This window comes from Pseudomonas fuscovaginae SE-1 (assembly GCF_000364705.1).
Lineage (GTDB): Bacteria > Pseudomonadota > Gammaproteobacteria > Pseudomonadales > Pseudomonadaceae > Aquipseudomonas > Aquipseudomonas fuscovaginae_A.
On the sequence record NZ_AQOH01000347.1, the window covers coordinates 1 to 12,641 of the forward strand.

Below are 12,641 nucleotides of genomic sequence, written 5' to 3' on the forward strand. Positions count from 1 at the left end.
GGCAGGTACGATAGTTCTCGTCGACTTCGATCTGGCCGCGGCCGTTGACCTTGACGCCGATGTTCTCCATGCCCAGCTTGTCGGTGTTACCGGTACGGCCGTTACACCAGAGCAGGGCATCGGCCTTGATTTTCTTGCCCGACTTCAGGTGCAGGATCACCCCGTTGTCCAGGCCTTCGACCCGGTCATACTCCTCGTTGTGGCGCACGGTGATGTTGTTGTTGCTGAAGTGGTAACTCAACGCCTGGGAAATTTCCGAGTCGAGGAAGCTCAGCAACTGGTCGCGGTTATCCACCAGCTCGACCAGCACGCCCAGGCCACTGAAGATCGACGCGTACTCGCAACCGATCACCCCGGCGCCGTAGATGATCAGCTTGCGCGGGGTGTGGCCCAGGCTGAGGATGGTGTCGCTATCGTAGATACGCGGGTGGTTGAAATCGATGTCGGCCGGGCGATAGGGACGCGACCCGGTGGCGATGATGATGTGCTTGGCCACCAGTTTTTCGACCACGCCGTTGGGGCAGACCACTTCGACGGTCTGCTCGTCGGCGAAGCTGCCGGTACCGAAGAACAGGTCGACCCGGTTGCGCGCGTAGTAGCCGGTACGCGAGGCGACCTGCTTGGCGATCACCTTCTCGGCGCTCTTGAGCACGTCCGGGAAGGAGAACCAGCGCGGCTCGCCGATGGCCCGGAACATCGGGTTGGTGTTGAATTGCATGATCTGTCGCACCGAGTGACGCAAGGCCTTGGACGGGATGGTCCCCAGGTGGGTGCAGTTGCCACCGACCTGACGGCGGCTGTCGACCATCGCGACCTTGCGCCCTGCCTTGGCGGCGTTCATTGCCGCACCTTCTCCAGCGGGGCCGGAACCCAGTACCACTACGTCGTAGTTGTAGACAGCCATGCGTACTCCTCAGAACAGGCCGAGGCACCCCTCTGGCACCTGCGGCTAAATCACGTCGCGCCAGCGACATGAAGGATCAAATCTCGGTGTGCAGTCTATAGATGCGTGAACGCCGCGCACATTAACCCTTGGTCGCGTCGTAAGCCAGCTTTGCCTGCACTACATCTTAATGCGCTGTAGCCTTCAGCAATCTGTCAAACGCCAAATTCGCTCGTGTGACGAAGGCTTTATCGGCACGAATCACAAAAAATGCGGCGATATCGTGTTTTTCCGCGTAGTCCCAACCCCGCTCCGGGCCAAGAATCAACAACACTGTCGACAAGCCATCGGCCATCAGCGTCGACGGATGAACCACCGTGACCGCCGCCAGGTCGTGGCTGATCGGTGCGCCGGTCAACGCATCGAAGGTGTGGGAATAGCGCTTGCCATCCTGCTCGAAATAGTTGCGATAGTCACCTGACGTCGACACGCCATAACCGTCGATGTCGATGATCCGTTGCGCGACCCGCCGATCGTCCCGCGGCTCCTCCAGGGCAATACGCCAGGGGCTGCCATCGGGCTTGCGCCCCACCGCCTTGAGCTCACCCGTGACCTGGACGAGAAAACTGTCCACCCCCATCTGCATCAGCCGCGTGGAAATCCGCTCCACAGTGTAGCCGGCGGCGATGCTGTCGAAGTCGACCTGCACCGCGGCGTCCTTGCACAGGCGCTCGCCATCGACATGCAGATGGGCATGGCCCACCCGCTGGCGGACCGCCGCCAGTTGCGCGGCATCCGGCACCTTTTCCGCTCGCCCCTGCGGGCCGAAGCCCCAAAGGTTCATCAGCGGTTCGACTGTCAGATCGTAGGCTCCGCCGCTCGCAACGGACAGCGCCTCCCCCGTGCGTACCAGCTCGAGAATCGACGCCGGCATGACCTGGCAACGGTTGGCCGGCAATTCGTTGAAACGGGCGATGTCCGAGTCGCCGCGATAGGTCGACATCTGCCGGTCGACCCCGGCGAGGATCGCCTCGACCTCATCCTTGACCAGAGCAGGCGCCGGCCCGCCAGCATGACGGACGTACTGAACCGAATAGCTGCTGCCCATGGTCGGGCCGCCAAACCGCTCCAGCGGGTCCTGATCGCCGCAACCGGACAACAGCACCAGGAGCAGCCCCGCCAGCCATTGGCCGGATAATCGCAACACCATCCTGAAGGACTGAAGAAAAGACATAGGCTCGGCAAAGGCAAGGCTCAAAAGCGGGCATTATGCGCCAAACCAAGGCAAGCCCAGTATTCATCAGGGCAACGCATGCTTCCCATCCTCCTCGGATCCACAGCGAGCGCTCTAATCCGTGCCTTATGCCATTTAGCCAGCAGGCTCGTTTTTTTGTTGCCCGGCAACCTTAATACACATATCGTTACAAAACTGTTCTGCCAGCGTGCGTATGCTTGAAAGAGTCAGTAAGGACGAGCAAAACGAAGGATTGCTTATAAGACAGCCAAAGTGAGTGAATAAAAATGGCCTCGAATACGGGCAAGGGCAAGGCGATCTTTCGCGTTGTCAGCGGCAACTTCCTTGAGATGTTCGACTTCATGGTCTACGGCTTCTACGCCACGGCCATCGCTAAAACCTTCTTCCCCTCCGACAGCGCCTTCGCTTCCCTGATGCTCTCGCTGGCCACCTTCGGCGCAGGCTTCCTGATGCGTCCATTGGGGGCGATTTTCCTCGGCGCCTACATCGACCGCCACGGTCGCCGCCAGGGCCTGATCATCACCCTGGCGCTGATGGCCGCTGGTACGGTGCTGATCGCCTGCGTGCCGGGCTACTCGACCCTCGGCGTCGCCGCCCCCCTGCTGGTGCTGCTCGGCCGCCTGCTGCAAGGCTTCTCCGCCGGCGTCGAACTGGGCGGCGTCTCGGTCTACCTGGCCGAGATCTCGACCCCGGGTCGCAAGGGCTTCTTCGTCAGTTGGCAGTCCGCCAGCCAACAGGCCGCGGTGGTCTTCGCCGGCCTGCTGGGCGTGGGCCTGAACCACTGGCTGAGCCCCGAGCAGATGGGGGAATGGGGCTGGCGCGTACCGTTCCTGGTCGGTTGCCTGATCGTCCCGGCGATCTTCATCATCCGCCGTTCGCTGGAGGAAACGCCCGAGTTCCAGGCTCGCAAGCATCGCCCCACTCTGTCGGAGGTGATGCGCTCGATCGGCCAGAACTTCGGCCTGGTACTGGCAGGCATGGCCATGGTGGTGATGACCACGGTGTCCTTCTACCTGATCACCGCCTACACCCCGACCTTCGGCAAGGCCGAACTGCACCTGTCGGACTTCGACGCCCTGCTGGTGACTGTGTGCATCGGCCTGTCGAACTTCTTCTGGCTGCCGGTGATGGGCAGTGTTTCCGACAAGATCGGTCGCAAGCCACTGCTGCTGGCGGCAACCATCCTGGCGATTCTCACCGCCTACCCGGTGCTGTCCTGGCTGGTGGCCGACCCGAGCTTCAGCCGCCTGCTGATCGCCGAACTGTGGCTGTCGTTCCTCTACGGTTCGTACAACGGTGCGATGGTGGTGGCCCTGACCGAGATCATGCCGACCGAAGTCCGCACCACCGGCTTCTCCCTGGCTTACAGCCTGGCGACCGCGACCTTCGGTGGCTTCACGCCAGCCGCCTGCACCTACCTGATCCACGTGCTGGACAACAAGGCTGCGCCGGGCATCTGGCTCAGCGGCGCGGCGGTGCTGGGCCTGATCGCGACCCTGGTGCTGTTCCGTGGCAACAAGCATGCACTGCGTACCGCGCAGACCGCGGCGTGACACAAGGAGAGAGGGGTATCCATATTGCTGTGGCCACATCGCCGTGCCCATACCCTGTGGCAATATCTCTCCCCATTGCCATATCCCTGTGGCGAGCGGGCTTGCCCGCGCTGGGGCGCAAAGCGCCCCTGAAGCCTGCATGCTCGCTTCGCCTGACATACCGCGACTGCTGACCTCGGGGCTGCCTTGCAGCCCAGCGCGGGCAAGCCCGCTCGCCACAAGTGATCACTCACCAGAGCGGCCTATCCAATAGGGTGGTCAGCCCAACAGAGTGGGCTGCCAACCACAAAGGCCGGACCAGACTCAAAGCCAAAACCGGCTCCGGCACAAACAAAAACGCCCCGACAAGTCGGGGCGTTTTCATTTCCAGTCGCTTAGCGCGGGAACGCTGGCGGGTTGACCCCAGCCATGTCTTCCATCACGCGGACCACCTGGCAGCTGTAACCGAATTCGTTGTCGTACCAGACGTACAGAACAACACGGTTGTCATTGCAGATGGTCGCTTCGGCGTCGACCACACCGGCATGACGCGAACCGACGAAGTCGGTGGAAACCACTTCCTGGGAATTCACGAAGTCGATCTGCTTGTGCAGGTCCGAGTGCAGCGCCATGTAGCGCAGGTACTCGTTGATCTCTTCGCGAGTGGTGGCGGTGCCCAGGTTCAGGTTCAGGATCGCCATCGACACGTTCGGCGTCGGAACGCGGATCGCGTTACCGGTCAACTTGCCGGCCAGCTCAGGCAGGGCCTTGGCAGCCGCGGTGGCGGCGCCGGTTTCGGTGATGACCATGTTCAGCGCGGCGCTGCGGCCACGGCGATCGCCCTTGTGGAAGTTGTCGATCAGGTTCTGGTCGTTGGTGTACGAGTGAACGGTTTCAACGTGACCGTTGACGATACCGAACTTGTCGTTGACCGCCTTCAGCACAGGAACGATGGCGTTGGTGGTGCAGGACGCCGCCGAAACGATCTTGTCCTCGGCGGTGATCTCGGCATGGTTGATACCGTGCACGATGTTCTTCAGCTTGCCCTTGCCCGGCGCGGTCAGGACCACGCGGTCGATGCCCGGGCAGGCCAGGTGCTGGCCCAGACCATCGGCATCACGCCATACACCGGTGTTGTCCACCAGCAGGGCGTCCTTGATACCGTACTGGGTGTAGTCCACCTCGGTCGGGTTCTTCGCGTAGATAACCTGGATCAGGTTGCCATTGGCGGTGATGGTGTTGTTTTCCTCGTCGATGACGATGGTGCCGTTGAACGAACCATGCACCGAGTCACGACGCAGCAGGCTGGCGCGCTTGGTCAGGTCGTTGTTGGCGCCCTTGCGCACGACGATGGCACGCAGGCGCAGGCCGTCGCCGCCACCGGTCTTCTCGATCAGGATGCGGGCCAGCAGGCGACCGATACGACCGAAGCCGTACAGCACCACGTCGGTACCCTTGCGAGCGGCAGCGTTCTGCTGACCGACCACGTCGGCCAGCTCTTCACGGACGAACTGCTCGGCGGTACGGCCGTTGCCTTGTTCCTTGAATTTCACCGCCAGCTTGCCCAGGTCCACCGAAGCGGCGCCCAGCTTGAGCTCGCTCATGGCCTTGAGCAGCGGGAAAGTCTCGTGGACGGACAGTTCGGCATCGTCGCTCTGACGATGACGAGCAAAGCGGTGAGCCTTGAGAATCGCGATGACAGACTGGTTGATCAGGCTGCGGCCATAGATCGAACTCACCACATTGTTGTTGCGGTAGAGCTGACCGATCAGCGGAATCATCGCTTCTGCAAGTGCTTCACGATCAATCCACTCACCAAGACACTGGTCGGGCTTCTGAGTCACGGGAACCTTCCACATGTAGGGGCTTAAAAAAGGGGCTACATTATGCCGCCGAGTCGCCCCATGAGCAATGCGCGACTGCCACCCTTCGTCACAGAAAATGCCGACAGAAAAATCTCGAACTCGACGCAGGCCAGTAAACACGCGGCTTCCAGAGCGCCCCATTTTGGGGCGACGATCATGACTTGTCTGTAACCCTCCGAAACACCGCTGTCCTAGCACACTACATATTCAGTAAAAAACCGTCTTTTTTTATCATAGCCACTACATTTCCCCCATCATGCAATCGGCGCAGTCTGCGACTGACAGGCAGCCCCCAGGGCCGTTACAATTGATGAATTTGCCGCAACGCTTGGAGCTCAACCTTCCGTGCCCGTTCTGCGTCTACCGCTACTGCCTGCCGCGACAGGCAAACAACACTGGGGCAACCTCCCCGGTGCCGCCCTCAGCCTGGCCATTGCCGAGGCCGCCAGCGCCGCCAGGCGCTTTACCCTGCTCCTGACCGCCGACAGCCAGAGTGCCGAACGACTGGAGCAGGAGCTGAGTTTCTTCGCTCCCGATTTGCCGGTGCTGCATTTCCCGGACTGGGAGACCCTGCCCTACGATCTGTTCTCGCCACACCAGGACATCATCTCCCAGCGCATCGCCAGCCTCTATCGGCTGCCGGAGCTGGAGCACGGCGTGCTGGTGGTGCCGATCACCACCGCCCTGCACCGACTGGCGCCGACCAAATTCCTGCTGGGCAGCAGCCTGGTGCTGGATGTCGGCCAGAAGCTCGACGTGGAGCAGATGCGCACCCGCCTGGAGGCGGCCGGCTACCGCTGTGTCGACACCGTCTACGAGCACGGCGAGTTCGCCGTACGCGGCGCCCTGGTCGACCTGTTTCCGATGGGCAGCAAGCTGCCGTACCGTATCGACCTGTTCGACGACGAGATCGAGACGCTGCGCACCTTCGACCCGGAAAACCAGCGTTCCATCGACAAGGTCGACTCGGTGCGCCTGCTGCCGGCCAAGGAGTTCCCGCTGCAGAAAGAGGCGCTGATCCGCTTCAAGGCGCGCTTTCGCGAACGTTTCGACGTCGACTTCCGTCGCTGCTCGATCTTCCAGGACCTCAACAGCGGCATTACGCCCGCCGGCATCGAGTACTACCTGCCGCTGTTCTTCGAGGAGACCTCGACGCTGTTCGACTACCTGCCCCAGGACACCCAGGTGTTCTCCCTGCCGGGCATCGAACAGGCCGCGGAAAACTTCTGGAACGATGTGCGCAATCGCTATGACGAACGCCGCATCGATCCGACCCGTCCCCTGCTGCCACCGGCCGAGCTGTTCCTGCCGGTGGAAGACTGCTTCGCCCGGCTGAAAAGCTGGCCACGGATCATCGCCAGCCAGCAGGACGTGGAGACCGGCGTCGGCCGGGAACGCTTCGCCGCCCGCGAACTGCCGAACCTGGCGATCGAGGCCAAGGCCAACCAGCCATTGGCCGCTCTCTCCGGGTTCCTCGACCAGTTCCCCGGTCGCGTGCTGTTCACCGCCGAATCCGCCGGCCGCCGCGAAGTCCTGCTGGAACTGCTGGAACGCCTCAAGCTGCGCCCGAAAACCGTCGACAACTGGCCGGAGTTCGCCGCCGGCCAGGAGCGCCTGGCGATCACCATCGCGCCGCTGGACGAAGGCCTGGTGCTCGACGACCCGGCCCTGGCGCTGATTGCCGAAAGCCCGCTGTTCGGCCAGCGCGTGATGCAGCGCCGACGTCGGGAAAAACGCGCCGACGCCAACAACGACGCGGTGATCAAGAACCTTACCGAGCTGCGCGAAGGCGCGCCGGTGGTGCACATCGACCATGGCGTCGGCCGCTACCTGGGCCTGGCGACCCTGGAAATCGAAAACCAGGCCGCCGAGTTCCTCACCCTGGAATATGCCGAGGGTGCCAAGCTCTACGTGCCGGTGGCCAACCTGCACCTGATCGCCCGCTACACCGGCAGCGACGATGCCCTCGCCCCGCTGCACCGGCTGGGCTCGGAAACCTGGCAGAAGGCCAAGCGCAAGGCCGCCGAACAGGTCCGCGACGTCGCCGCCGAACTGCTCGACATCTATGCCCGCCGCGCCGCGCGCGAAGGTTATGCGTTCAACGATCCGAAGGCCGACTATGCGACCTTCAGCGCCGGCTTCCCCTTCGAGGAAACCCCGGACCAGCAGAGCGCCATCGAGGCGGTGCGCGCCGACATGCTCGCCGCCAAGCCGATGGACCGCCTGGTTTGCGGCGACGTCGGCTTCGGCAAGACCGAGGTGGCCATGCGCGCCGCCTTCATCGCCGTGCATGGCGGCAGGCAGGTGGCGATCCTGGTGCCCACCACCCTGCTCGCCCAGCAGCATTACAACAGCTTCCGCGACCGCTTCGCCGACTGGCCGGTGACCGTCGAGGTGATGAGCCGCTTCAAGTCCGCCAAGGAAGTCAGCGCCGCCGTGGCCGACCTCGCCGAAGGCAAGATCGATATCGTCATCGGCACCCACAAGCTGTTGCAGGACGATGTGAAGATCAAGAACCTGGGCCTGGTGATCATCGACGAGGAACACCGGTTCGGCGTGCGCCAGAAGGAACAGCTCAAGGCCCTGCGCAGCGAGGTCGACATCCTCACCCTGACCGCCACGCCGATTCCGCGCACGCTGAACATGGCCGTGTCGGGCATGCGCGACCTGTCGATCATCGCCACGCCGCCGGCGCGCCGGCTGTCGGTACGCACCTTCGTCATGGAACAGAACAAGAGCACGGTCAAGGAAGCGCTGCTGCGCGAGCTGCTGCGCGGCGGCCAGGTCTACTACCTGCACAACGACGTGAAAACCATCGAGAAGTGCGCCGCCGACCTCGCCGAGCTGGTGCCCGAAGCGCGTATCGGCATCGGCCACGGGCAGATGCGCGAGCGCGAACTCGAACAGGTGATGAGCGACTTCTACCACAAGCGCTTCAACGTGCTGATCGCCTCGACCATCATCGAGACCGGCATCGACGTGCCGAGCGCCAACACCATCATCATCGAACGGGCCGACAAGTTCGGACTGGCCCAGTTGCACCAGCTGCGCGGCCGGGTCGGACGCAGCCACCACCAGGCCTATGCCTACCTGCTGACGCCGGGTCGCCAGCAGATCACCGCCGACGCGGAGAAGCGCCTGGAAGCGATCGCCAACACCCAGGACCTGGGCGCCGGCTTCGTCCTCGCCACCAACGACCTGGAAATCCGCGGTGCCGGCGAATTGCTAGGCGACGGCCAGAGCGGGCAGATCCAGGCGGTGGGCTTCACGCTGTACATGGAAATGCTCGAACGCGCGGTGAAGGCCATCCGCAAGGGCGAACAGCCGAATCTCGATCAGCCGCTGGGCGGCGGCCCGGAGATCAACCTGCGCCTGCCGGCGCTGATCCCCGAAGACTACCTGCCGGACGTACACGCACGCCTGATCCTCTACAAGCGCATCGCCTCGGCGACCGACGAGGAAGGCCTCAAGGACCTGCAAGTGGAGATGATCGACCGTTTCGGCCTGCTGCCCGAGCCGACCAAGAACCTGGTGCGCCTGACGCTGCTCAAGCTGCAGGCCGAGCAACTGGGGATCAAGAAGATCGACGGCGGCCCGCAAGGCGGACGCATCGAATTCACCGCGGACACACCGGTCGATCCACTGGCACTGATCAAGCTGATCCAGGGGCAACCCAACCGCTACAAATTCGAAGGCGCCACGATCTTCAAGTTCATGGTGCCGATGGAGCGAGCGGAAGAACGCTTTAATACACTGGAGGCGCTGTTCGAGCGCCTCACCCCGAAATCTGCCTGATAAGGACGCCGTATGCGCCTGATCCCATCGCTGGCCGTGTTGTTGGCCCTGCTCACCCCGGCCGCCTTTGCCGATGAGCCGTACCAGGTCGAAATGATCCTGGTGCGGCAGAACCTCGAACAACCGTTCCAGAGCCAGCCGGCACCGGAGGACTGGGCCAAGGGGGCGAAAGCCATCACCGCCAGTGACGAGCGCACCCCCAGTCTGAACGACATGGTCGCCAAGCTCAACGCCAGCGGCAATTACGAGGTATTGCTGCACAAGGCCTGGCAACAGAACCTCAGCGACCAGCCGAGCGTGGTCTCGATCACCGCCGGCCAGGAACAGTTCGGCCAGTTTCCGGTGGAAGGCACCCTGAGCCTGACCCTCAAGCGCTTCACCGAGGTGCAGGCACAATTCTGGGTCAACGGCTTCGACAGCAACGGCGTGGTCAATGCCAGCGAGCGCCTGAACCAGACCAGCCAGACCAAGAACGGCCAGCTCAATTTCCTCGATGCCGGCCACCTCGGCCTGTTGCTCAAGGTGACCTCGCTGAACGCCTCCCGTCGCGAAGCGCCATCGCAGAGCCTCGATCAGTGACAGCTCGATGCCCGCGCTCGTGACATCCTCCATGACCAAGCCGCTGGCCCCGTCATGGGCCAGCCGCTTCAAGGAACAGAGTCTGGAGCGCGGTCGCCGCTACGCGATCGAAAACCGGGTGAGGATCGTCGAGGCGGCCGACAGCACCATCACCGCCAGTTGCGAAGGCTCTGGCGGCAATATCTACCGGCAGACCATCCGCCTTCGCGAGTCGGCCAAGGGCACCCTGCTCATCGTCGATGCCACCTGCACCTGCCCGGTGCGCAGCCACTGCAAGCACACGGCGGCGGTCCTGCTGAAAGTCCAGGAGACCCTGGCCTACCCGGCGGCGGAGAAGGACGCCGAACTGCTGGAAAAACTCCAGGCGGTACTCGACTCACGCCCACCACCGCCGCCCGAGCAACTGATCGATGACGTTCAGCCGCTACCGCGACTGTGGCTGGCGAGCGTCGAGTTCAGCGCCTTCGAACCGCGCAACGGGCGCATGCAGCGCTACATCCAGCACCGCGCGGCATTGTCCTTCAACTACCTGGGCGAGTACGCCAGCGGCCAGAAGAACGCCGATATCATCCTGCGCCAGGAACACCAGACCCTGCGCATCAGGCGCCAGCCCGAGGCTGAAAAGGCCTGTCGCGAGCAACTGCGCCTGCTCGGCTTCAAAGTCGCCACCCGGCAGAGCAAGGCCCTGCCGGAAAGCGCCGGCGAGCTGTATGAGATGGTCAACGACAGCGCCTGGCTGAACTTCACCCTCAACGAGCTACCGGGCTTGCGCGAGCTGGGCTGGGAACTGCAGATCGACGAGGACTTCGGCTTCGACCTGAGCCCGGTCGACGACTGGTACGCCACCGTCGACGAAGCGCCGGAGCGCGACTGGTTCGACCTCGAACTGGGAATCATCGTCAACGGCGAGCGCCTGAGCCTGTTGCCGATTCTGCTGAACCTGATGCGCTCGCACACCGAACTGCTCAATCCCGAGCGGCTGGCCCGGCGCCGGGACGACGAACTGATCCTGGTGAACATCCCCGCCTCGCCCAGCGGCAGCCACGGCCCATTGCAGGTCGCCCTGCCCTATGGGCGCCTCAAGCCGGTACTGACCACCCTCGGCGAGTTCTACCTGGAAGAACCCGGCGGCACCACGCTGCGCCTGAGCAATGCCGACGCCACGCGGCTCAACCCGCTCGACGGCCTGCCGCTGCTGTGGGAAGGCGGCGCACAGATCCGCAGCCTGGCCGAACGCCTGCGCGACATCCGCGAGTACAGCGCCAGCGTTCCCGAAGGTCTCAACGCCACCCTGCGCCCCTATCAGCACGAAGGCCTGAGCTGGATGCAATCGCTACGGCAACTGGAGGTCGGCGGGATCCTCGCCGACGACATGGGCCTGGGCAAGACCCTGCAGACCCTGGCCCACATCCTCAGCGAAAAGAACGCCGGCCGCCTGGATCGCCCCTGCATGGTGGTGATGCCCACCAGTCTGATCCCCAACTGGCTCGACGAGGCCGCGCACTTCACGCCGCAACTCAAGGTCCTGGCACTGTATGGCGCGGCCCGCAAGAAGCATTTCGCGCACCTGGGCGACCATGACCTGATCCTCACCACCTACGCCCTGCTACCCAAGGACATCGATAAACTCAAGGCCCAGCCGCTGCACGTGCTGGTGCTCGACGAAGCGCAATACATCAAGAACCCCGGCAGCAAGGCGGCCCAGGCCACCCGCGAACTCGTGGCAAGGCAACGCCTGTGCCTGAGCGGCACGCCCCTGGAAAACCACCTGGGCGAGCTGTGGTCGCTGTTCCACTTCCTGCTGCCAGGCTGGCTGGGCGATGTCAAGCGCTTCAACCGCGACTATCGTGTCCCTATCGAGAAGCACGCCAGTGAAGTGCGCCTGCAGCACCTGAACGGCCGGATCAAGCCGTTCCTGCTGCGTCGCACCAAGGAACAGGTGGCCACCGAACTGCCGCCCAAGACCGAGATCATCCACTGGGTCGAACTCAACGAGGCGCAACGCGACGTCTACGAGACCATGCGCCTGGCGATGGACAAGAAGGTCCGTGACGAAATCACCCGCAAGGGCGTGGCGCGCAGCCAGATCATCATCCTCGAGGCGCTGCTCAAGCTGCGCCAGGTCTGCTGCGACCTGCGCCTGGTCAGCGACGCCACGCCACCGGCCCGCGGCAGCGCCTCGGGCAAGCTCGACAGCCTGATGGAGATGCTCGAGGAACTGTTCGCCGAGGGGCGGCGGATTCTGCTGTTCTCGCAGTTCACCTCGATGCTGTCACTGATCGAGGCCGAGCTGAAAAAACGCCATATCACCTACGGCCTGCTGACCGGACAGACCCGCGACCGGCGTACACCGGTGAAGGACTTCCAGAGCGGCAAGTTGCAGATCTTCCTCATCAGCCTCAAGGCCGGCGGCGTCGGCCTGAACCTGACCGAAGCCGACACCGTGATCCACTACGACCCGTGGTGGAACCCGGCGGCGGAAAACCAGGCGACCGACCGGGCCTACCGGATCGGCCAGGAGAAGCCGGTGTTCGTCTACAAGATGATTGCGCGGGGCACGGTCGAGGAAAAGATCCAGCACCTGCAACAGGAAAAATCCGACCTGGCCGCCGGTGTGCTCGACGGACGCCAGGCCGGTGACTGGCAATTGCAGAACGAGGACATCGAGGCGCTGTTCGCGCCGCTGCCGGACAAGAAAGCCGGGCGTTGAGCCCCCTGAAAGCTTCGCGGGC

At 63.4% G+C, this 12,641-nt stretch carries 7 protein-coding genes; 4 read left to right on the forward strand and 3 right to left on the reverse strand.

Annotation, left to right across the window (positions count from 1 at the left end; genetic code table 11):
• Both K675_RS0127465 and K675_RS0127470 read right to left on the reverse strand, forming a co-directional pair.
• A partial coding sequence (locus K675_RS0127465) for an FAD-dependent oxidoreductase (protein ID WP_037007306.1) occupies positions 1-904 on the reverse strand: 904 nt, incomplete at its 3' end.
• Positions 905-1,070: 166 nt separating this feature from the next.
• Positions 1,071-2,087, reverse strand: a complete 1,017-nt coding sequence (locus K675_RS0127470) for an FAD:protein FMN transferase (protein ID WP_017906673.1) — start codon at positions 2,085-2,087, stop codon at positions 1,071-1,073.
• Between the two features lie 317 nt (positions 2,088-2,404).
• On the opposite strand from K675_RS0127470, the gene K675_RS0127475 reads away from it, so the two are divergent.
• Entirely contained in the window at positions 2,405-3,691 is a 1,287-nt protein-coding gene (locus tag K675_RS0127475) for an MFS transporter (RefSeq protein ID WP_017906674.1), read from the forward strand.
• Positions 3,692-4,065: 374 nt separating this feature from the next.
• Here K675_RS0127475 and K675_RS0127480 read toward each other — a convergent pair whose 3' ends face one another.
• Entirely contained in the window at positions 4,066-5,529 is a 1,464-nt protein-coding gene (locus K675_RS0127480) for a glyceraldehyde-3-phosphate dehydrogenase (protein ID WP_026145581.1), read from the reverse strand.
• Positions 5,530-5,880: 351 nt separating this feature from the next.
• Here K675_RS0127480 and mfd point away from each other — a divergent pair, with 351 nt between their 5' ends.
• From mfd to K675_RS0127495, 3 genes are read left to right on the forward strand one after another with little or no spacing between them, the layout of a single operon-like run.
• Positions 5,881-9,330 (forward strand): transcription-repair coupling factor, encoded by a 3,450-nt coding sequence (mfd, locus tag K675_RS0127485; protein ID WP_017906676.1) that lies wholly within the window; start codon positions 5,881-5,883, stop codon positions 9,328-9,330.
• Positions 9,331-9,342: 12 nt separating this feature from the next.
• Positions 9,343-9,909, forward strand: a complete 567-nt coding sequence (locus K675_RS0127490; protein WP_017906677.1) for a CsiV family protein — start codon at positions 9,343-9,345, stop codon at positions 9,907-9,909.
• Positions 9,910-9,940: 31 nt separating this feature from the next.
• Positions 9,941-12,619: an SNF2-related protein gene (locus K675_RS0127495; protein ID WP_017906678.1), complete on the forward strand. Its 2,679-nt coding sequence runs from the start codon at positions 9,941-9,943 to the stop codon at positions 12,617-12,619.
• Positions 12,620-12,641: the final 22 nt, after the last annotated feature.

Excerpts from the sequence above, each read along its gene's own strand:
- K675_RS0127480 (WP_026145581.1), bottom strand. The coding sequence starts at position 5,529 with ATGTGGAAGGTTCCCGTGACTCAGAAGCCCGACCAGTGTCTTGGTGAG.
- K675_RS0127475 (WP_017906674.1), top strand. The coding sequence starts at position 2,405 with ATGGCCTCGAATACGGGCAAGGGCAAGGCGATCTTTCGCGTTGTCAGC.
- K675_RS0127495 (WP_017906678.1), top strand. The coding sequence starts at position 9,941 with ATGACCAAGCCGCTGGCCCCGTCATGGGCCAGCCGCTTCAAGGAACAG.
- K675_RS0127490 (WP_017906677.1), top strand. The coding sequence starts at position 9,343 with ATGCGCCTGATCCCATCGCTGGCCGTGTTGTTGGCCCTGCTCACCCCG.